We start from the raw sequence: 21,611 nt of genomic DNA on the forward strand, positions 1-21,611 counted from the left end.
CATCACTAAACTGCCTGTTTATCAGTAACGAACATGAGGTAATAAAACCTAACGCCATGAGCGACGACAACTCACAAAACAGTGACACGCCTGCCAGTAAGAAGGGATTCTTTTCCCTGATTCTCAACCAGCTATTCCACGGTGAACCTAAAAACCGTGACGATCTGCTGACACTCATCCGTGATTCTGAGCAAAACGATCTTATCGATCAAGACACCCGCGACATGCTCGAAGGCGTCATGGATATCGCCGACCAACGCGTCCGCGACATCATGATCCCTCGCTCTCAAATGGTAACGCTCAAACACAACCAGACGCTGGACGAATGCCTCGATGTCATCATCGAATCCGCACACTCCCGCTTCCCGGTGATCAGTGAAGACAAAGATCATATCGAAGGGATTCTGATGGCTAAAGATCTGCTGCCGTTTATGCGCAGCGATACTGAGCCATTTAGCATGGAAAAAGTGTTACGACAGGCAGTTGTTGTGCCGGAAAGTAAGCGTGTTGACAGGATGCTCAAAGAGTTTCGTCAGCAGCGCTACCATATGGCGATAGTGATTGATGAGTTTGGCGGCGTCTCCGGGCTTGTCACCATCGAAGATATTCTCGAACTGATTGTCGGGGAAATCGAAGATGAGTATGACGACGAAGAAGACGGCGATTTCCGCCAGCTAAGCCGCCATACCTGGACGGTCCGCGCACTGGCATCAATCGAAGATTTCAACGACACCTTTGCTACCCATTTCAATGATGATGAAGTGGACACCATTGGTGGACTCGTTATGCAGGCCTTTGGCCACCTACCTGCTCGTGGCGAAACCATTGATATAGATGGTTATCAGTTCAAAGTCGCGATGGCAGATAGCCGCCGCGTGATTCAGGTTCATGTCAGAATTCCGGACGACTCGCCACAACCGAAACTGGAAGATTAATTCAAAGATGGCTATAGCCCTACTCCTTCAACGCCAGCGCGTGCGTCTGCTGCTGGCGCTGCTTTTTGGTGCCTGCGGAACGCTGGCTTTCTCCCCTTACGATTTTTGGCCTGCTGCGATAGTTTCTTTAGCAGGGCTTCAGGGGCTGACTCTTAATCGTCGTGCAATTCAAAGTGCGTGGATTGGTTTCTTCTGGGGACTGGGGCTATTTGGCTCAGGCATTAACTGGGTATACGTCAGTATCGCGCAGTTTGGCGGTATGCCAGGCCCGGTTAATATCTTCCTGGTGGTGCTGCTTGCGGCGTATTTGTCGTTATATACCGGTTTGTTTGGCGGATTTCTCAGTAAGCTTTGCCCAAAAACAACGTGGTGGCGCGTCGCCATTGCCGCTCCGATGTTATGGCAACTCACCGAGTTCCTGCGCGGTTGGGTGTTAACCGGCTTCCCGTGGTTGCAGTTTGGCTATAGCCAGATTGATGGCCCGCTGAAAGGCATCGCACCCATTCTGGGCGTCGAAAGCGTCACCTTCCTGCTGATGATTATTAGCGGCCTGCTGGTGTTTGCGCTGCACGAACGTAACTGGCGCCCGGCGGTGATTGCCGCTGCCCTGCTGCTGCTCCCATGGCCGTTGCGCTCAATTCAATGGTATCAACCACAAACTGAGCGCACTGTAGATGTCGCGATGGTTCAGGGCGATATTCCACAATCTCTGAAATGGGATGAAAACCAGCTACTGAATACGCTGAAAATTTATCTCGATAAAACTCAGCCACAGATGGGTAAATCCCAGCTGATTATCTGGCCTGAATCTGCCATTCCGGATCTCGAGATAAACCAGCAGCAATTCCTGACGATGATGGACGACCTGCTGCGCTCTAAGCACAGCTCATTGATCACCGGTATTGTTGATGCGCGTTTGAATAAGCAAAACCGCTACGATACCTACAACACCATCATCACGCTCGGCGAAGGGAATCAGTACAGCTACAACAGCGCTGACCGTTACAACAAGAATCACCTGGTGCCGTTTGGTGAGTTTGTTCCGCTGGAGTCAATCCTGCGCCCGCTGGCTCCATTCTTTGATTTGCCGATGTCGTCGTTCAGCCGTGGACCGTATTTACAGCCGCAGCTTTCATCCAACGGAATCAAGCTCACGCCAGCGATTTGCTATGAAATTATTCTTGGCGAACAGGTGCGCGATAACTTCCGCCCGGACACCGATTTCCTACTGACCATTTCAAACGATGCATGGTTTGGTAAGTCGATTGGCCCGTGGCAGCATTTCCAGATGGCGCGTATGCGTTCGCTGGAATTGGGTCGCCCACTGTTGCGCAGCACAAATAATGGTATTACTGCGGTCATTAACGCTAACGGCGACATTGATGCGATGATCCCGCAGTTTACTCGTCAGGTTCTGGAAGCGAAGGTCACGCCAACTCGTGGTATTACGCCATATGCACGCTTTGGCGACTGGCCGCTGTGGGGGCTGACGTTAATATTTGGCTTTGCCTCTGTTTTGCTGGCACTCCGTACCCGTCGTAAATCCTGATTCCGCATCACCTAAAAAGGCCAGCCATCGCTGGCCTTTTTCATTTCTGGCACAACCTTTGCAAATAATTATCCCTCAGAAGCCTACAAAATGCTGAGCCTGTGGCCTATGGACAGCACGAAGCATTGAGCTGCACCAAACAATGACATTACGAGCACCAAAGTAGTGCAACGGAATATTTTTGCCTTTAAACGGTGCGGCACGCTTCGCAAAAACAAACATCTGGATAGCAAAATCTTTACATTCAGCTAGGTTAGATGTTAACAAAAGAACAAGTTTCACCCTGTTTTAGTAACACACAACAACAAACAACACACATCAGGTATCAATGCCCTGTGGCATAAAAAAGGAGTTGGTAATGCAATTACGTAAACTAACCTCAGCGTTGCTGGTTTTAGGTTTAGGTGCAGGTATCGCACATGCCGAAGATGCTAAACCTGCGGCTCAACAAGGTACTCTTGAGAAAATCGCTGCTAACGGCGTTATTGTGGTCGGTCACCGTGAGTCTTCCGTTCCTTTCTCCTACTACGATAACCAACAGAAAGTGGTCGGCTATTCGCAGGATTACTCCAACGCTATCGTTGAAGCTGTGAAGAAAAAGCTCAACAAGCCTGACCTGCACGTTAAGTTGATCCCGATTACTTCTCAGAACCGTATTCCATTGCTGCAAAATGGCACCTTTGATTTTGAATGTGGTTCCACCACTAACAACCTCGAGCGCCAGAAACAAGCTTCCTTCTCTGACACTATCTTCGTCGTCGGTACGCGTTTGCTGGTTAAGAAAGGCGGCCCGATCAAAGACTTCGCTGACCTGAAAGGTAAAGCGGTCGTTGTGACTTCGGGTACCACTTCTGAAGTTCTGCTCAACAAGCTGAACGAAGAGAAGAAAATGGACATGCGCATTATCAGCGCCAAAGACCACGGTGACTCGTTCCGTACTCTGGAAAGCGGTCGCGCCGTTGCCTTTATGATGGACGATGCCCTGCTGGCGGGTGAACGTGCTAAAGCGAAGAAACAGGATAACTGGGAAATTCTTGGCACTCCGCAATCCCGCGAAGCCTACGGCTGTATGCTGCGTAAAGATGACCCAGAGTTTAAGAAGCTGATGGATGACACCATCGCTCAGGCACAGACTTCTGGTGAAGCGGCGAAATGGTTTGATAAGTGGTTTATGAATCCAATTCCACCGAAAAACATCAACATGAACTTTGCTCTGTCTGACGACATGAAAGCGCTGTTCAAAGAACCAAACGATAAAGCACTAAACTAACTAGAACCAGGGGCCGGGATGACCCAGCCCTCCCGATTGACGAACTGAAGCTCGGACAGACTATGCGTTGGATGGCCGTTCCCCATCCGGCGTGAAAGTACCCAAAAATTTCAGGCAACGACCTGAAATACGGGTACAAGCTTCTCATCAATCTTCGAGGGTAGCGCTAGTGCTACCCTCAATTTTTTCTCGGAGTACGTTATGTCTATAGACTGGAACTGGGGAATATTTCTACAGCCCGCCCCGTTCGGCAACACCACCTATTTGGGCTGGATCTGGAATGGCTTCCAGGTCACCGTCGCCCTGTCCATCTGTGCATGGATCATCGCCTTCCTCGTCGGATCATTATTCGGCATCTTGCGTACTGTCCCGAACAAATGGTTGTCGGGGATGGGCACGCTGTATGTTGAACTCTTCCGTAACGTGCCGCTTATCGTGCAGTTCTTTACCTGGTACTTAGTGGTGCCTGAGTTGCTGCCCGAAAATCTCGGCATGTGGTTTAAGTCTGAACTCGACCCGAATGTCCAATTCTTCCTGTCGTCCATGATTTGCCTTGGCTTGTTTACCGCCGCTCGTGTTTGCGAACAAGTTCGCGCCGCGATTCAATCGCTGCCACGCGGGCAGAAAAATGCCGCACTGGCGATGGGCCTCACGCTGCCGCAAGCCTATCGTTATGTTCTGTTACCGAATGCCTACCGCGTGATTGTGCCGCCAATGACGTCTGAAATGATGAACCTGGTGAAAAACTCGGCCATCGCTTCAACCATTGGCCTGGTCGACATGGCCGCTCAGGCGGGTAAATTGCTGGATTATTCCGCGCACGCCTATGAATCCTTTACGGCCATCACGCTGGCGTATGTACTGATTAACGCCGTGATTATGTTGGTGATGTATGTGGTTGAACGCAAAGTTCGCCTGCCTGGCAATATGGGAGGCAAATAATAATGTACGATTTTGACTGGACGTCCATTCTTCCCGCCATGCCTTACCTGATGCAGGGGCTGATCATCACCCTGAAAATCACGGTGACGGCGGTTATCTTCGGTATTGTGTGGGGAACGCTTCTCGCGGTGATGCGCCTGTCGCCGATTAAGCCAGTAGCCTGGTTTGCCAGTGCGTACGTCAACGTTTTCCGTTCTATTCCACTCGTCATGGTTCTGCTGTGGTTCTACCTGGTGGTGCCTGGATTCTTGCAGAAAGTATTGGGGCTTTCACCTCAAACCGACATTCGCTTAATTTCCGCGATGGTGGCGTTTTCTATGTTTGAAGCCGCTTACTATTCAGAGATTATCCGCGCGGGTATTCAGAGCGTTTCGCGTGGGCAGTCCAACGCCGCGCTGGCTTTGGGGATGACGCACTGGCAGTCAATGAAATTGATCATCCTGCCGCAAGCATTCCGCGCCATGGTGCCGTTGCTGTTAACTCAAGGCATCGTACTGTTCCAGGATACGTCGCTGGTTTATGTGTTGAGTCTGGCTGATTTCTTCCGTACCGCATCGACGATTGGCGAGCGCGACGGAACCCAGGTTGAAATGATCTTGTTCGCCGGTGCCGTGTATTTCGCAATCAGTTTGAGCGCTTCGCTTTTGGTCAGCTATTTGAAGAAAAGGACAGTGTAATGATCTCCCTGAAAAATGTTTCTAAATGGTATGGCCACTTTCAGGTGCTAACCGACTGCTCAACCGAAGTGAAAAAAGGCGAAGTCGTAGTGGTTTGCGGGCCTTCTGGCTCGGGTAAATCAACGCTGATTAAAACTGTGAATGGGCTGGAGCCTGTGCAGAAAGGCGAAATTGTGGTGAACGGCACCCAGGTGAATAATAAGAAAACCAATCTGGCTGAGTTACGCTCGCACGTCGGTATGGTGTTCCAACACTTTGAGCTGTTCCCGCATCTGTCGATTATTGAAAACCTGACGTTAGCGCAGGTGAAAGTGCTGAAGCGCAACAAAGATGAATCGCGTAAAAAAGGTCTGAAACTGCTGGAGCGCGTTGGGCTGACGGCTCATGCCGATAAGTTCCCGGCACAGCTGTCCGGCGGCCAGCAGCAGCGTGTGGCCATTGCGCGTGCGCTGTGTATGGACCCGGTAGCGATGCTGTTTGATGAACCGACCTCGGCACTTGACCCTGAGATGATCAACGAAGTGTTGGACGTTATGGTGGAGCTGGCACACGAAGGGATGACAATGATGGTGGTGACGCACGAGATGGGCTTTGCCCGTAAAGTGGCGAACCGCGTGATCTTTATGGATGAAGGGAAAATCGTCGAAGACTCTAACAAAGAGGATTTCTTCAATAATCCACAGTCCGAACGTGCGAAAGACTTCCTGGCGAAAATCCTGCACTAATAATATAAATGCCTGCACAACCCTTTTGTGATTGTGCAGGCATTGCGTAAAGCACCTTTATTTCATCGATTCTTTCAGTAGCACAGTGACTTTATCCATCGTCGGACCAGCCTCTTTCACGCCCTTGCTCTCTTGTTCTTTAACCCACTTTTCCTGCACTTGCTGGTATTGGGTTGCACTCTCCCAATGAGCGACTTCAGTTGAACTCAGTTGACGGATCTTCACGCCATTGTGAGCAAGTTCACTCACCATACTGTCAAAACTGCTGTCCATTACCGAGCCCAGGGTTTGATAAGCTTTGAACGCTGCTCGCTGAATCGCTTGTTTATCCTCGTCGGCAAGCTTGTTCCACGTATCTTTATTCATCACTAAAAGATAAACGTGCCCAAGCCACAGATCTTTAGAGATCAAAACATTTGGCGCCGTTTTATGGACGTTGAGTTCATATCCACTGTCTACGTTGACCATTAGCCCATCCAGGCTTCCGGCTTTAAGCGCCTCATAAATCTCCTCGCCCCACGGCATAGAGACAGGAATAGCACCCGTATTTTTCAGGAAATCCTGGTGCCAGAAGCTGGCCGAGCGCCACTTTTGACCGGTAATATCGTCGAGTTTATTCAGCGGTTTAGTGCTAAAGAATGCAACGGGATAGCCGGTTGCCAAAAACAGATTAACCACATTTTGCCGGGCAACTTCCGCCTGTAAGGCAGGAATGGTGTCGTACGCCTTGCGGAAAAATTCAACCTGATGAGCGCCCGTTGGCCCAACGGGGAAGCTTTTGAATATTTGCTGCAAGGGGAATTCTTTCGGCGTGTATTCAGGCACCACGATTGCCATATCAGCAATCTTCCCTTCTTTTACGACGCCCAAAGCATCATAGCTACGAGCCAGTTCACTGTTCCAGTGAGCGTCAACTTTCAGGCGGCCTTGGGATTCCTTCTCAATTTCGGCAAAAAACACATCTTTAATAAAGCTGGTGCGCATTCCACCCAGCGGTTCGTGATCGGAGTATTTGAGGATTTGAACTGCTGATACCGTCGTTGGCATCAGCAGCGTGGTGAGGAAAGCGGCCAGTATTTTTCTGGCCAGAAACGGACGTTGCATTGCGGTTCCTTCGCTGGTTCGTGAGAATTAAGGCTCGAATGGCCGACGGCTGAATTGGTTATGCCCACATTTCGGGCAAACGGGCAGCACATCGGGGGTATAAATCGCCAGATGGAAATGGCAGTTTTCGCAGACCAGGTTCCCCAATCCCACCACTTCACCGCTGTGATAAACACCGTGATGATTGAGATCCTGAAAAACTTCACGCCACTCAAGCTGCGTTTTGTCGGTGATATCAGCAAGTTCCTGCCACAGACTCTCTTTAATGACGCGCATAAAAACGCTGTCGGTAAATTCACCCTGGCTTTCATTGTAACTACGAGCAAATTCTTCTAAATCACGGCGTACTGCGCGCGTTACTTCATCAACTTCGGTACGAGTCAACTCCCCGGTTTCGTTCATGCGTTTACGCGCGCTGGCGACCAGTTCGTCAATATCGCGCTCTCCATTACGTAACCGTTCGGTGAGTGAGGCCACCAGTTCACGGTAAAATTGAGCAACCTTGTTCATCGTCTGCCTGCCTCCTTGAAGAGATTCCTGCGTTCAGTGTCGTGTAACCTACTCTAATAGTAGACCTTAATCGGCTGACACTTTGTTAGTTTGCCCACAAGCAAGGTAAATAACTGCAAATGAGAAATGCCCACACAGGCTGTCGAAAGGCTGTTTTGCCGCTGTCTTATCGGCTATGCTATGCCGATCTGAAATTAATAGTTAAAGCTACAACCTGTAGCTGTCTTTCATCACAGGACCACTGGCTGCCATGCAAGAGCAATATCGCCCGGAAGAGATAGAATCCAACGTACAGCTTCACTGGCAAGAGAAGCGTACTTTTGAAGTAACCGAAGACGAAGGCAAAGAGAAGTATTACTGCCTCTCGATGCTCCCCTATCCTTCTGGTCGACTACACATGGGCCACGTTCGTAACTACACCATCGGTGACGTTATCGCGCGTTATCAGCGCATGCTGGGCAAAAACGTTCTGCAGCCAATTGGCTGGGATGCGTTCGGTCTGCCTGCTGAAGGGGCGGCGGTAAAAAATAACACCGCACCTGCGCCGTGGACTTACGACAACATCAATTACATGAAGAACCAGCTCAAAACGCTGGGCTTTGGTTATGACTGGAGCCGCGAGCTGGCGACCTGTACCCCGGAATATTACCGTTGGGAACAGCAATTCTTTACTCAGCTGTACAACAAAGGCCTGGTTTACAAAAAAACCTCCGCGGTGAACTGGTGTCCGAATGACCAGACTGTTCTGGCAAACGAACAGGTTATCGACGGATGCTGCTGGCGTTGTGACTCCAAAGTTGAGCGCAAAGAAATCCCACAGTGGTTTATCAAAATCACTGCCTACGCAGACGAACTGTTAAACGATCTGGATACGCTGGACCATTGGCCTGATCAGGTCAAAACCATGCAACGTAACTGGATTGGCCGTTCTGAAGGCGTTGAAATTACTTTCGACGTTGAAAACAGTGCTGAAAAACTGACTGTTTACACCACGCGCCCGGACACCTTCATGGGTGTGACCTACCTGGCTGTGGCTGCGGGTCATCCAATCGCGCAACAAGCGGCGTTGAACAACCTTAAACTGGCTGAATTCGTTGATGAATGCCGTAACACCAAAGTTGCCGAAGCTGAAATGGCAACCATGGAGAAGAAAGGCGTAGCGACTGGCGTTAATGCCATTCACCCATTGACTGGCGAAGCTGTTCCAGTTTGGGTCGCTAACTTCGTCTTGATGGAATACGGCACAGGCGCGGTAATGGCTGTTCCAGGCCACGACCAGCGCGACTGGGAATTTGCGACCAAATACGGCCTGCAAATCAAACCGGTTATTCTGAATGCTGACGGCAGCGAGCCGGAGCTGACCGCTGCTGCAATGACCGAAAAAGGCGTGCTGTTCAACTCTGGCGAGTTTGACGGTCTGGACTTCCAGAGCGGCTTTAACGCAATTGCCGATAAACTGGCAGCTAAAGGTGTGGGTGAGCGTAAAGTTAACTATCGTCTGCGCGACTGGGGTGTTTCCCGTCAGCGTTACTGGGGCGCGCCAATCCCAATGGTGACTCTGGAAGACGGCACCGTAATGCCAACGCCTGCGGATCAACTGCCGGTTATCCTGCCTGAAGATGTTGTCATGGACGGCATCACCAGCCCAATTAAAGCCGATCCTGAGTGGGCTAAAACCACCGTTGATGGCAAACCTGCGCTGCGTGAAACCGATACCTTCGATACCTTTATGGAATCTTCCTGGTACTACGCGCGTTATACCTGCCCGCAGTACGACAAAGGCATGCTGGACTCGAAAGCAGCAAACTACTGGCTGCCGGTTGATATCTACATTGGTGGTATCGAACACGCCATCATGCACCTGCTCTACTTCCGCTTCTTCCACAAACTGATGCGCGATGCAGGTATGGTGACGTCTAACGAGCCTGCCAAACAGCTGCTGTGTCAGGGTATGGTTCTGGCAGATGCGTTCTATTACACCGGTGTTAACGGTGAGCGTAACTGGGTTTCCCCGGTTGATGCGATTGTAGAACGTGACGAGAAAGGCCGTATTATCAAAGCCTCTGACGCACAGGGCAATGAACTGGTCTATGCTGGCATGAGCAAAATGTCGAAGTCGAAAAATAACGGCATCGACCCGCAGGTCATGGTTGAACGTTACGGCGCCGATACTGTTCGCTTGTTCATGATGTTTGCATCACCTGCTGATATGACTCTGGAGTGGCAAGAATCCGGCGTTGAAGGGGCAAACCGCTTCCTGAAACGTGTCTGGAGACTGGCTTATGAACACACCAGCCGTGGTGCTTCTCCAACGCTTGACGTTGCAGCACTGAGCGAAGATCAAAAAGCATTGCGCCGCGATGTTCACAAAACTATCGCAAAAGTGACCGATGATATCGGTCGTCGTCAGACCTTTAACACCGCTATCGCTGCCATCATGGAATTGATGAACAAACTGGCGAAAGCACCGCAGGATGGCGATCAGGATCGTGCATTGCTGAACGAAGCTCTGTTAGCAGTCGTACGCATGCTTTATCCATTCACCCCGCACGTTTGCTTCGATATGTGGCAATCTCTGGGTGGTGAAGACGATATCGACAATGCACCGTGGCCGCAGGCTGATGAATCAGCAATGGTTGAAGACTCGCTGCTGGTTGTGGTGCAAGTGAATGGTAAAGTTCGCGGCAAAATCACTGTTCCAGCAGATGCTACGCAGGAACAAGTGCAGGAGCGCGCAGGTCAGGAACATCTGGTTGCGAAATATCTTGAGGGTGTGACCGTTCGTAAAGTGATTTACGTTCCGGGCAAACTGCTCAATCTGGTTGTGGGCTAAGCGCAGGAGGAACCGTGCGACATCCCTTTGTCAGCTTGTTAGTTACTTTGGCGGTGCTTGTCACCGCCGGGTGTGGTTTTCATCTGCGTGGTAGCACGCAGGTTCCGGATCAAATGAAAACCTTGATCCTGAACTCAGGTGATCCCAACGGCCCATTGGCACGTGAAGTTCGCTCTCAGTTACGCCTGAACGGCGTCACGATTGTGGAAGATACCGGTACGGGTGTTCGCAAGGATATTCCATCGCTGCGTTTGCTGGGCAGTGGGATTGGCCAGGATACCGCATCTATCTTCCAGGATGGGCGTACTGCGGAGTATCAAATGGTCATGACGGTTTCAGCACAAGTGTTGATCCCTGGCCACGATATTTATCCGATCAGTGCCAAGGTATATAAATCATTCTTCGATAACCCGCTGACGGCTCTGGCAAAAGATGCTGAGCAAGATTTGCTTATCAAAGAGATGTATACCACTGCAGCGCAACAGCTGATCCGTAAGCTGATGAGCGTACGCGTGGCTGATGTTGCTGAGACTGAAGAGGCCGAAAAACCGGTTAAAGATACAACTTCAACTCCTGCAACATCCACCGGGCGTACGTCGGCAACGCTTTCGGCCACCTCTGGTAACAAATGATTCGGTTGTACCCTGAACAACTCCACGCGCAGCTCAACGAAGGGCTGCGCGCGGCGTATCTGCTGCTCGGTAACGATCCGCTATTACTTCAGGAAAGCCAGGATGCTATTCGTCAAACGGCGAGCACCCAGGCTTTTGAAGAACACCATACCGTTCAGATTGATGCCAGTACCGACTGGCAAGATCTGTTCTCGATCTGCCAGGCGTTAAGCCTGTTTGCCAGCCGTCAAACACTCCTGCTGTTGTTGCCAGAAAATGGTCCCAACGCGGCGATTAACACGCAACTCGAAATGCTGGTTTCCCTGCTGCACGACGACATTCTGCTGATGGTGCGTGGTAACAAATTCACCAAAGCGCAGGAAAATGCCGCGTGGCTGACGAAACTGGCTGACCGTAGTGTGATAGTCACCTGTCAGACGCCTGAACAAGCACAATTGCCGCGCTGGGTTGCCCAACGAGCCAAACAGATGAACCTGAATCTGGATGAGGCTGCAAACCAGCTACTTTGCTACTGCTATGAAGGCAACTTGCTGGCGCTGTCACAGGCATTGGAACGTCTGTCATTAATTTGGCCGGATGGAACGCTGACACTGCCTCGCGTCGAGCAGGCCGTTAATGATGCCGCGCATTTCACCCCGTTCCATTGGGTAGATGCGATTCTTGCGGGTAAAAGTAAGCGTGCGTTGCATATCCTGCAACAGCTGCGCCTCGAAGCCAGTGAGCCGGTCATTTTGCTGCGCACTATCCAGCGTGAATTGCTGCAACTGGTTAATCTTAAACGCCAGTCGGCGGATACACCGCTGCGGACTTTATTTGATCAGCAACGTGTATGGCAAAACCGTCGCGCACTCGTCACCGAAGCACTCAATCGTTTGTCGGCAGAGCAGCTTTTCCAGGCTGTGCGCTTGCTCAGCCAAATCGAAATGACGCTGAAAAAAGATTACGGGCAATCCGTCTGGGCGGAACTTGAAGGGCTTTCCCTGCTGCTTTGTCATAAAGCTTTGCCGGAAATTTTTATTGATGGCTAACAATGAATCGCGTTTATCTGCCCTGTATGGCGGGACTTTTGATCCCATTCATTACGGGCATTTAAAACCGGTTGAAGCACTGGCAAAACAGGTCGCGTTACAGCAAGTGACCATCATGCCAAACAACGTACCGCCACATCGCCCGCAGCCGCTGGCAAACAGCCAACAGCGCAAAAAAATGGTCGAACTCGCCATCGAGGGAAATCCTCTGTTCAGGCTCGATGATCGCGAACTCCGGCGCGAAACTCCCTCGTACACGGTAGAAACGCTCGAACAACTGCGCGCAGAAATTGGCGCTAAGCAGCCGCTGGCATTTATTGTGGGTCAGGATTCGTTGCTAAGTCTGCAACGCTGGCACCGCTGGGAAACTTTGCTGACGTTATGCCATTTATTAGTTTGCCAGCGTCCGGGATATTCTTTGTCGATGAAGACACCCGGAGAACAACAATGGCTGGATGAACACCAGACCACCTCCGTTGAACAGCTCCACAGCCAGCCTGCGGGTAAAATTTACCTCGCGCAGACGCCAATGGTGGATATTTCTGCGACAGCCATTCGCCAGCGCCTGGAGCAGCACCTTCCCTGCGATGACCTCCTCCCGCCCGCCGTGGCTGAATTTATTCGCCAGCACCAGCTTTATCGATAAGTACGCGCCGCAACGCATCCAGTAACTTGTCGTTATCCAACTGGCTTTTAATCGCCACTCGGTAATAACGAGCGTCCAGACCTGGGTAATTTGCGCAATGGCGAATCAAAATATTCTTTTCCAGCAACGCCCGTTGCAACTCTAACCCGTCAATATCGCAACGCAGGAAGATATAATTCGCCCGTGGCGGCCAGACCGTAATCCCCTGTAATTCACTCAAACCTTGATACAGCCGGGGTTGTTCAGCACTCAACCATCGATAACTCGCCTCAATGTAATCACGATCGTTGAGGATCACTTCTCCGGCTAATGCGGCAAACGCATTAATCGTCCAGGGTTCTCTGAGTGCACGAATCCGCCCAACTGTTGCGGTATCCGCGCTGACCAGATAGCCAAGACGCAGCCCGGCGATGGCAAAGAATTTGGTGAGCGAACGCAAAACATAAAGCTGAGGGAAGCTTGAAAGCCGGGGAATTAAACCAGCTTCATCAGGCAAAAAATCGAGAAAGGCTTCGTCTACGATCAGCGCAATACTGTTTTCACGGCAACGCTGCGCGATAGCCAGAAGCAAAACGTTATCGAGCAAAAGTCCGGTCGGGTTATTAGGCGTGCACAGAAACAGGCAATCGAGATCGGGCGTCAATGCGCTGAGTAAGGATTCATCAGGTTGCCAGCCCTGTTCTTCAGAAAGCTGAAAATCGACTATCTTACAGCCGACCCGAGTTAACGCACGGCGATATTCGGCAAATCCGGGCGTCAACAATAATGCTGTGCGCGGAGAAAGTTGCTGAACCAGATTAAAAATCAGCTCCGTTTCACCATTTCCTGCCAGCACCCATTCTGTCGGAATTTTATGATGATGAGCCAACGCCTGATGCAGAGCACGGTACTCAACGTCGGGGTAGCGCTCAGCCAATGCCAGGTTTTCGGTAATCGCCCGTTTTAAGGAATCAGGCATACCTAACGGATTGATATTCGCGCTAAAGTCAGTCAGCGAGTTTGCATCCACGCCAATCGCGGCAGCCGCTTCTATAATATTGCCACCGTGCTGGCTACTCAACGCCATACTTCCCCCAATAAAACTGACCTCAAAACAAGAAACGCAATGATACACTGATGCCTGCGGAGGATGAGATGAAATTATGGTTAGTGCGCCATGGGCAAACCCAGGCAAATTTACAGGGTTTATACAGCGGTATTTCCGAAACTCCGCTGACGGAAAGAGGCATCTCGCAGGCTGAAGCCGTCGGCAATATGTTAAATGATATTGCGTTCGATAAAGTGCTTTGCAGTGAACTAAGCCGTGCGCAACACACGACTCAGTTAATTCTCCAGCAGCGCGAACTCGCCGTCATTACCGAACCTCGACTTAATGAGATGAATTTTGGCGATTGGGAAATGCGCCACCATCGTGATTTACAGCGCCGGGATGCAGAAAACTACGCCGCCTGGTGCAATGACTGGCAGAACGTGGTGCCGAATAACGGTGAAGGTTTCCAGCTTTTCTCGCAGCGTGTTTGCGGATTCGCCTCCTCTCTTTTAGTGCAGCCAAAAGAAGAGAATGTTCTGATTGTGAGCCATCAGGGCGTGCTAAGTTTGTTTATCGCGACGTTGCTCAACATGCCTCCTGCCTCCCTGTGGCATTTTGTCATTGAGCAAGGAGCATGGAGCTGCATAGAGATTAACGACAGCTTCACGACACTCAGAACCCTTAATAATCGTGCTGTTTATTACCCGTCATCGTGAGTTGAATGCGTTACAGTTATCGTCAACCATTGACACTACAGTCCAGGCTGTTATGCTCCGCTGCCATAATTTCCTGCCCGCAAGCATGACTTTCCAAAATAGTTTTACAAAAATGGCGATGCAAACCAGGCCACTCGGTGGGATGATACCCCGCTTTGAGCGCCGCATTGCCGACTAATCAGTAAAACTGCCCCATTCAATGGGTTTTTATGCGGGCACCATCGAACACACTCTACTTCTCCCAGGGGGAACACTTGCAGGGTAAAGAATTTCAAGATTTCATCGTCGATAAAATCGACGACCTCAAAGGCCAGGACATCGTTGCTCTGGATGTTCAGGGTAAATCAAGCATCACTGATTGCATGATTATCTGTACCGGTACTTCTAACCGCCACGTTATGTCTATCGCAGAACACGTCGTAGAATCATCCCGCAAAGCAGGTTTTGATGCGCTGGGTGTGAAAGGCATTAACGCGACTGACTGGGTAGTTGTTGATCTTGGCGAAGTTATCGTTCATGTGATGCAAGAAGAAAGCCGTCAACTGTACGAACTGGAAAAGCTCTGGGGTTAATACGTGAAGCTGCAACTAGTCGCAGTCGGCACTAAAATGCCTGACTGGGTACAAACCGGCTTTACCGAGTACCTGCGTCGTTTTCCAAAGGATATGCCATTTGAACTGGTAGAAATTCCTGCGGGCAAACGTAGCAAAAATGCCGATATCAAACGCATTCTCGAAAAAGAAGGCGAAATGATGTTGGCTGCCGCCGGCAAGGGCAACCGTATTGTCACGCTGGATATCCCAGGTCAACCTTGGGATACGCCGCACCTTGCCGTGCAGCTTGAACGTTGGAAACAGGATGGTCGAGATGTCAGCCTGCTGATTGGCGGCCCGGAAGGTCTTGCCCCGGCATGCAAAGCTGCCGCAGAACAAAGTTGGTCGCTTTCGAATCTGACAATGCCTCACCCTTTAGTGCGGGTGCTGGTTGCCGAAAGCCTGTACCGCGCGTGGAGCATTACGACCAACCATCCCTATCACCGTGAGTAGATATCGTCAGGTAGAACAAAGCTGCGGATGAAATTACAGAATTCTTTTCGCGACTATTCAGCTGAGTCTGCGCTATTTGTGCGCCGGGCGTTAGTCGCGTTTCTTGGTATTTTGGCGCTAAGCGGTGTGCTTGTCGCCAACCTTTATAATTTGCAAATCGTCCGTTACACCGACTACCAGACTCGTTCCAACGAAAACCGAATCAAACTGGTCCCAATCCCACCTAGCCGCGGCATTATCTACGACCGCAATGGCACACCACTGGCACTCAATCGCACCATCTACCAGGTGGAAATGATGCCGGAAAAGGTGGATGACGTGCAGGCGACGCTTGAAGCCCTGCGCTCGGTGGTAGATTTAACCGACGAAGATATTGTTAACTTTAAGAAAGAACGCGCGCGTTCCCATCGCTTTACCTCCATTCCGGTCAAAACTAACCTCACAGAAGTGCAGGTTGCGCGTTTTGCCGTGAATCAGTACCGCTTCCCCGGCGTTGAAGTGAAAGGCTATAAACGCCGTTTCTACCCGTACGGCTCGGCGTTGACCCACGTTATTGGCTACGTTTCCAAAATCAACGATAAAGACGTTGAGCGTCTGGATAAAGACGGCAAACTGGCGAACTACGCATCCACGCACGACATTGGTAAGCTGGGTATCGAGCGCTATTACGAAGAAGTTCTGCACGGTCAAACCGGTTATGAGGAAGTTGAAGTCAACAACCGTGGCCGCGTGATTCGTCAGCTTAAAGAAGTGCCACCGCAAGCCGGGCACGATATTTATCTGACTATCGACCTTAAGCTACAGAATTATATTGAAACTTTACTGGCGGGCAGCCGTGCCGCAGTCGTAGTGACTGATCCGCGTACAGGTGGCATTCTGGCGCTGGTTTCAATGCCAAGTTATAACCCGAACCTGTTCGTCGACGGTATCTCAAGCAAAGACTATTCCGGTTTGCTTAACGACCCGAATACGCCGCTTATCAACCGCGCGACGCAAGGGGTTTACCCACCGGCTTCGACAGTGAAACCGTATATGGCCGTGTCGGCATTGAGCGCGGGCGTTATCACCAAAAATACCTCTCTGTTTGACCCCGGCTGGTGGCAGTTACCCGGTTCTGAGAAACGCTATCGTGACTGGAAAAAATGGGGCCACGGACGCCTGAATGTAACCAAAGCGCTTGAAGAATCTGCGGATACTTACTTCTACCAGGTCGCCTATGACATGGGTATCGACCGCATGGGCGAATGGATGCGCAAGTTTGGTTACGGGCATTATACGGGTATCGATCTTTCTGAAGAACGAGCCGGTAACATGCCGACGCGCGAATGGAAGCTGAAACGCTTTAAAAAGCCGTGGTATCAGGGTGACACCATTCCTGTGGGTATCGGCCAGGGTTACTGGACCGCAACACCGATTCAGATGAGCAAGGCGATGATGATCCTGATTAACGACGGCATCGTTCGTGTTCCTCATTTCCTGATGAGCACCGTTGAGAATGGGAAGCAGGTTCCATGGCAGCAACCTGTACAGCCACCGGTGGGCGATATCCACTCTGGTTTCTGGGAAATTGCCAAAGACGGCATGTACGGCGTTGCCAACCGTCCGAACGGCACCGCGCACAAATACTTTGCCAACGCACCGTACAAAGTCGCAGCGAAATCAGGGACCGCGCAGGTCTTTGGTCTGAAAGCCAACGAAACCTACAACGCCCACAAAATCGCTGAACGCTTGCGCGATCATAAATTGATGACCGCGTTTGCCCCTTACGATAATCCAAAGGTTTCCGTCACCATGATTCTGGAAAACGGCGGTGCAGGCCCCGCTGTAGGCACCATCATGCGCCAAATCCTCGACCACATTATGCTCGGGGATGACAATACGGTACTGCCTACTGAAGCGCCGGCAGCAGCAGGTGCAGAGGATCAATAACCATGACTGATAATCCAAATAAAAAGTCGTTTTGGGACAAAATCCACATCGACCCGATCTTCCTCGTGACCATCCTGGCGCTGCTTATCTTTAGTGCGCTGGTTATCTGGAGCGCCAGTGGCCAGGATATGGACATGATGGAGCGTAAGATTGGCCAGATCCTGATGGGCCTGGTCGTGATGATCGTAATGGCGCAGATTCCGCCTCGCGTTTATGAGGGCTGGGCGCCGTATCTGTACATCGTCTGCATCATATTGCTGGTAGCGGTGGATGCGTTTGGGGCGATATCCAAAGGTGCACAGCGCTGGCTAGACCTCGGCATCGTGCGTTTTCAGCCATCTGAAATCGCCAAAATCGCGGTGCCATTGATGGTTGCGCGATTCATTAACCGCGATGTTTGTCCTCCAACGCTGAAAAATACCGGTATCGCGCTGATACTCATTTTCATGCCGACCCTGCTGGTCGCCGCCCAGCCCGATTTAGGTACGTCGATTCTTATCGCTGCATCCGGCCTGTTTGTGCTGTTCTTGTCGGGTATGAGCTGGAAGCTAATCGGTATTGCCGTTTTACTGGTCGCCGCTTTCATTCCGATTTTGTGGTTCTTCCTGATGCACGATTACCAACGTGCACGCGTAATGATGCTACTTGATCCCGAAACTGACCCACTCGGCGCGGGTTATCACATTATTCAGTCTAAAATTGCGATTGGGTCTGGTGGTTTGCGCGGCAAAGGTTGGTTGCATGGTACGCAGTCGCAACTTGAATTTTTACCCGAACGCCATACGGACTTTATCTTTGCGGTACTTGCCGAAGAACTCGGCCTGGTAGGCGTTCTGGTGTTACTGGCGCTCTATCTGCTGCTGATTATGCGCGGCCTGGTGATTGCGGCTCGTGCGCAAACCACATTTGGCCGAGTGATGGCTGGTGGGCTAATGTTGATTTTATTCGTATATGTGTTTGTTAACATTGGCATGGTTAGTGGTATCTTACCGGTGGTCGGCGTACCTTTGCCGCTGGTAAGTTACGGTGGCTCGGCCTTAATCGTTCTAATGGCTGGGTTTGGTATCGTGATGTCGATACATACCCACAGAAAAATGTTATCAAAAAGCGTGTAAGTGGATGAGGTGCGTAATGGTTAAGCGTTGGCTTGGGATCTGTGTAGTGGCTGCAATACTGGCTGGCTGCTCGTCTGATGACGGCAACCAACAGCAGGTAAACCAGCAACCACAACCGGCGGTGTGTAATGGCCCGGTGGTTGAAATAAGCGGCGCAGACCCGCGCTTTGAACCGTTAAATCCTTCGGTTAACCAGGATTACGAAAATAACGGTAAGAGCTACAAAATCGTGCAAAACCCGGCGAACTTCAGCCAGGCGGGTCTTGCCGCGATTTACGATGCCGAACCGGGTAGCAACCTGACAGCCTCTGGCGAAACCTTCGACCCAACAGCCTTAACCGCGGCGCACCCTACATTGCCTATTCCAAGCTATGCGCGAATCACAAACCTCGCGAATGGCCGCATGCTTGTGGTGCGCATCAACGACCGTGGCCCATACGGCAATGACCGTGTGATTTCATTGTCTCGCGCCGCCGCCGATCGTCTGAACAATTCCAACAACACCAAAGTACGTATCGATCCAATTATTGTGGCGCAGGATGGAACAATGTCCGGGCCAGGTACCGTATGTACCACTATCGCGAAACAAACCTACGCCCTGCCCGCTCGTCCGGATTTAAACACCGGAATGGGAAGTGCGACATCCGCACCCGTTGACGCGCCTCAGAGTGATGTTCGCGCCATTAGCAATTCCACTTTGCAAAGCGAAGACACCACGGGAGCGCCTGTCAGCAGTAGCGGCTTCTTAGGTGCTGCAACGCCACTGGCTCCGGGCGTAATTGAAAATGATCCGCCAGCAGCTGCGCCAGCCCCTGCGGTGGTCGCAACACCAGTGCAGCAAAGCGCTCCTGTTACCGCACCAGCTTCAGTTCAAAGTAGCGTACAAACTGCCGCTCCAGCCGCAGCCGCCTCCGGACGCTATGTGGTGCAAGTCGGTGCCGTAAGCGACCAGGCTCGTGCCGCGCAATGGCAGCAGAAACTGAGCCAGCAATTTGGTGTACCGGGCAAGGTTTCCAGTAATGGGACGATGTACCGTGTTCAGCTTGGGCCATTTACCAGCAAAACTGAAGCGAGCGCGCTTCAACAACGCCTGATGAGCGAAGCCCAACAGCAATCCTTCATCACTAACGCACCCGCTATGTAAGCGGTTGTGTCTGGCATCCTCTCTGCGTCAGTTAATGTCAATTTCATTAACAAATGATGCGCAAAGACGGATGCCAGTAAAAACCGCTTTTGCTATAGTAAGGCACTTTTTTTATTCCCATCATGGATGTCGTTGTTCTAATCATGAATACAGCCCCTTCTTTTCGTTTTGTTAAACGCCTGGCGCTTACTACGGCCCTGACCCTTACGGCAATAACCGCCGCACACGCTGACGACCTGAATATCAAAACTATGATTCCAGGTGTGCCGCAGATTGATGCAGAAGCGTATATCCTGATTGATTACAACTCAGGTAAGGTTTTGGCTGAGTCCAACGCTGACACCCGCCGCGATCCTGCCAGCCTGACCAAAATGATGACCAGCTACGTCATCGGCCAGGCCATGAAAGCCGGTAAATTTAACGAAAGCTCGATTGTGACTGTTGGACAGGATGCCTGGGCGACCGGTAATCCGGTGTTTAAAGGCTCCTCTTTGATGTTCCTGAAGCCAGGTATGCAAGTTCCTGTCTCTCAGTTGATTCGTGGTATCAACCTGCAATCCGGTAACGATGCTTGCGTGGCTATGGCCGATTTCGTGGCGGGTAGCCAGGATTCGTTCGTTGGCCTGATGAACAGCTATGTTTCCGCTCTTGGCCTGAAAAACACCCACTTCCAGACTGTGCACGGCCTGGATGCTGAAGGTCAGTACAGCTCAGCGCGCGATATGGCCCTGATTGGTCAGGCATTAATTCGCGATGTGCCAAACGAATACTCTATCTATAAAGAAAAAGAATTTACCTTTAACAATATTCGCCAGACAAACCGTAACGGCTTGCTGTGGGATACCAGTCTGCAAGTTGACGGCATCAAAACCGGTCATACCGACGCTGCGGGTTACAACCTGGTGGCTTCGGCAACTGAAGGGCAAATGCGCCTGATTTCTGCTGTACTTGGCGGACGCACCTACAAAGGCCGCGAAACCGAAAGTAAAAAACTGCTGACCTGGGGCTTCCGTTTCTTTGAAACTGTATCTCCGCTGAAAGCCGGTAAAGAATTTGCTTCAGAACCCGCCTGGTTTGGCGACAATGACCGTGCATCGCTGGGTGTGGATAAAGACGTTTACCTGACGATCCCACGTGGTCGTATGAAAGATTTGAAAGCCAGCTATGTGCTTAACACCACTGAACTGCACGCTCCTTTGCAGAAAAACCAGGTGGTCGGCACCATCAACTTCCAGCTGGATGGCAAGACTATTGAACAGCGTCCGCTGGTCGTGCTTCAGGAAATGCCAGAGGGTAACTTCTTCAGCCGAATCATTGATTATATCAAATTGATGTTCCATCATTGGTTTGGTTAATAATTGAACACTTGAAAGAGTGCAAGCCATCCCCATATACTAAGAATCAAAGCAACTCCCGCTCTGCGGGAGTTATTATTTTTAATGCCGTAACGCTGGAGCTACCATGCAAACCAATCTGAAAGAATTGCTCGAATTCCCGACTTCCTTTACTTACAAAGTGATGGGTCTGGCGAAGCCTGAGCTGGTTGATTTGGTCGTCGAGGTGGTGCAGCGCCACGCACCCGGTGACTACACCCCTCAGGTAAAACCGAGCAGCAAAGGTAACTACCATTCTGTCTCTATTACCATTAATGCGACCCATATCGAGCAAGTTGAAACCCTGTATCAAGAACTGGGTAACATCGAAATCGTTCGTATGGTGCTGTAATTCACACCGCGCCCGGCCTTCTGGTCGGGCATGTGATATATTCCCTTCACTTTTC

The 21,611-nt window shown here is 50.9% G+C and carries 21 protein-coding genes; 18 read left to right on the plus strand and 3 right to left on the minus strand.

Annotated features, from left to right (window positions below; all coding sequences use genetic code 11):
• Positions 1-56 precede the first annotated feature (56 nt).
• The 6 genes from corC to DY231_RS16880 all read left to right on the plus strand — a co-directional run bounded on the left by corC (position 57) and on the right by DY231_RS16880 (position 6,098).
• A complete protein-coding gene (corC, locus tag DY231_RS16855; RefSeq protein WP_115630150.1) occupies positions 57-935 on the plus strand; it encodes a CNNM family magnesium/cobalt transport protein CorC in 879 nt (292 codons plus the stop codon).
• A 7-nt stretch (positions 936-942) separates the two neighbouring features.
• Positions 943-2,484 carry an apolipoprotein N-acyltransferase gene (lnt, locus tag DY231_RS16860; RefSeq protein WP_115630152.1) on the plus strand — a complete coding sequence of 514 codons (1,542 nt, stop codon included), beginning with the start codon at positions 943-945 and terminating at the stop codon, positions 2,482-2,484.
• A 358-nt stretch (positions 2,485-2,842) separates the two neighbouring features.
• Positions 2,843-3,754: an amino acid ABC transporter substrate-binding protein gene (locus DY231_RS16865; RefSeq protein WP_172588703.1), complete on the plus strand. Its 912-nt coding sequence runs from the start codon at positions 2,843-2,845 to the stop codon at positions 3,752-3,754.
• A gap of 201 nt (positions 3,755-3,955) precedes the next feature.
• Positions 3,956-4,696, plus strand: a complete 741-nt coding sequence (locus DY231_RS16870; protein ID WP_115630154.1) for an amino acid ABC transporter permease — start codon at positions 3,956-3,958, stop codon at positions 4,694-4,696.
• A gap of 2 nt (positions 4,697-4,698) precedes the next feature.
• On the plus strand, positions 4,699-5,373 hold the full coding sequence (gene gltK, locus DY231_RS16875; protein ID WP_034494015.1) for a glutamate/aspartate ABC transporter permease GltK: 675 nt from the start codon (positions 4,699-4,701) through the stop codon (positions 5,371-5,373).
• Positions 5,373-6,098 carry an amino acid ABC transporter ATP-binding protein gene (locus DY231_RS16880; protein ID WP_034494013.1) on the plus strand — a complete coding sequence of 242 codons (726 nt, stop codon included), beginning with the start codon at positions 5,373-5,375 and terminating at the stop codon, positions 6,096-6,098. Before gltK ends, DY231_RS16880 begins: the two co-directional genes overlap by 1 nt.
• 57 nt (positions 6,099-6,155) lie before the next feature.
• Here DY231_RS16880 and dctP read toward each other — a convergent pair whose 3' ends face one another.
• On the minus strand, positions 6,156-7,202 hold the full coding sequence (dctP, locus tag DY231_RS16885; RefSeq protein WP_115630156.1) for a TRAP transporter substrate-binding protein DctP: 1,047 nt from the start codon (positions 7,200-7,202) through the stop codon (positions 6,156-6,158).
• 27 nt (positions 7,203-7,229) lie between these two features.
• Positions 7,230-7,712, minus strand: a complete 483-nt coding sequence (locus DY231_RS16890) for a zinc ribbon-containing protein (RefSeq protein WP_034494009.1) — start codon at positions 7,710-7,712, stop codon at positions 7,230-7,232.
• A gap of 250 nt (positions 7,713-7,962) precedes the next feature.
• Between DY231_RS16890 and leuS the strand changes: the two genes are divergently transcribed.
• The 4 genes from leuS to nadD are packed head-to-tail and all read left to right on the plus strand — an operon-like array spanning position 7,963 to position 12,851.
• On the plus strand, positions 7,963-10,545 hold the full coding sequence (gene leuS / locus DY231_RS16895) for a leucine--tRNA ligase (RefSeq protein WP_115630158.1): 2,583 nt from the start codon (positions 7,963-7,965) through the stop codon (positions 10,543-10,545).
• 14 nt (positions 10,546-10,559) lie between these two features.
• On the plus strand, positions 10,560-11,177 hold the full coding sequence (gene lptE, locus DY231_RS16900) for an LPS assembly lipoprotein LptE (protein ID WP_115630160.1): 618 nt from the start codon (positions 10,560-10,562) through the stop codon (positions 11,175-11,177).
• Positions 11,174-12,205, plus strand: a complete 1,032-nt coding sequence (gene holA, locus DY231_RS16905; protein ID WP_115630162.1) for a DNA polymerase III subunit delta — start codon at positions 11,174-11,176, stop codon at positions 12,203-12,205. Before lptE ends, holA begins: the two co-directional genes overlap by 4 nt.
• Positions 12,198-12,851: a nicotinate-nucleotide adenylyltransferase gene (gene nadD / locus DY231_RS16910; protein WP_115630164.1), complete on the plus strand. Its 654-nt coding sequence runs from the start codon at positions 12,198-12,200 to the stop codon at positions 12,849-12,851. Before holA ends, nadD begins: the two co-directional genes overlap by 8 nt.
• Here nadD and cobD read toward each other — a convergent pair.
• Positions 12,823-13,917, minus strand: coding sequence for a threonine-phosphate decarboxylase CobD (gene cobD / locus DY231_RS16915; protein ID WP_115630166.1), 1,095 nt, complete (start codon positions 13,915-13,917; stop codon positions 12,823-12,825). The two genes, nadD and cobD, sit on opposite strands and share 29 nt — an antisense overlap.
• Positions 13,918-13,985: 68 nt before the next feature.
• Between cobD and DY231_RS16920 the strand changes: the two genes are divergently transcribed.
• The 8 genes from DY231_RS16920 (at position 13,986) to ybeD (ending at position 21,556) form a co-directional block, all read left to right on the plus strand.
• Positions 13,986-14,597 (plus strand): adenosylcobalamin/alpha-ribazole phosphatase, encoded by a 612-nt coding sequence (locus tag DY231_RS16920; RefSeq protein WP_115630168.1) that lies wholly within the window; start codon positions 13,986-13,988, stop codon positions 14,595-14,597.
• A gap of 254 nt (positions 14,598-14,851) precedes the next feature.
• Positions 14,852-15,169, plus strand: a complete 318-nt coding sequence (gene rsfS, locus DY231_RS16925) for a ribosome silencing factor (RefSeq protein ID WP_034493995.1) — start codon at positions 14,852-14,854, stop codon at positions 15,167-15,169.
• A 3-nt stretch (positions 15,170-15,172) separates the two neighbouring features.
• Positions 15,173-15,643, plus strand: a complete 471-nt coding sequence (rlmH, locus tag DY231_RS16930) for a 23S rRNA (pseudouridine(1915)-N(3))-methyltransferase RlmH (RefSeq protein WP_034456714.1) — start codon at positions 15,173-15,175, stop codon at positions 15,641-15,643.
• Positions 15,644-15,670: 27 nt separating this feature from the next.
• The gene (gene mrdA, locus DY231_RS16935; RefSeq protein ID WP_115630170.1) at positions 15,671-17,572 is read left to right on the plus strand and encodes a peptidoglycan DD-transpeptidase MrdA; all 1,902 of its coding nucleotides are present in this window, start codon (positions 15,671-15,673) and stop codon (positions 17,570-17,572) included.
• Between the two features lie 2 nt (positions 17,573-17,574).
• The gene (gene mrdB, locus DY231_RS16940) at positions 17,575-18,687 is read left to right on the plus strand and encodes a peptidoglycan glycosyltransferase MrdB (protein ID WP_034493991.1); all 1,113 of its coding nucleotides are present in this window, start codon (positions 17,575-17,577) and stop codon (positions 18,685-18,687) included.
• 16 nt (positions 18,688-18,703) lie between these two features.
• Positions 18,704-19,831: an endolytic peptidoglycan transglycosylase RlpA gene (gene rlpA, locus DY231_RS16945; RefSeq protein WP_115630172.1), complete on the plus strand. Its 1,128-nt coding sequence runs from the start codon at positions 18,704-18,706 to the stop codon at positions 19,829-19,831.
• A gap of 143 nt (positions 19,832-19,974) precedes the next feature.
• On the plus strand, positions 19,975-21,186 hold the full coding sequence (gene dacA / locus DY231_RS16950; protein WP_034493987.1) for a D-alanyl-D-alanine carboxypeptidase DacA: 1,212 nt from the start codon (positions 19,975-19,977) through the stop codon (positions 21,184-21,186).
• A gap of 106 nt (positions 21,187-21,292) precedes the next feature.
• Complete coding sequence (gene ybeD, locus DY231_RS16955) at positions 21,293-21,556, plus strand: DUF493 family protein YbeD (protein ID WP_034493985.1); 264 nt, start codon at positions 21,293-21,295, stop codon at positions 21,554-21,556.
• Positions 21,557-21,611 lie beyond the last annotated feature (55 nt).

The sequence above is a fragment of the Buttiauxella agrestis genome, assembly GCF_900446255.1.
Taxonomy (GTDB): Bacteria; Pseudomonadota; Gammaproteobacteria; order Enterobacterales; family Enterobacteriaceae; genus Buttiauxella; species Buttiauxella agrestis.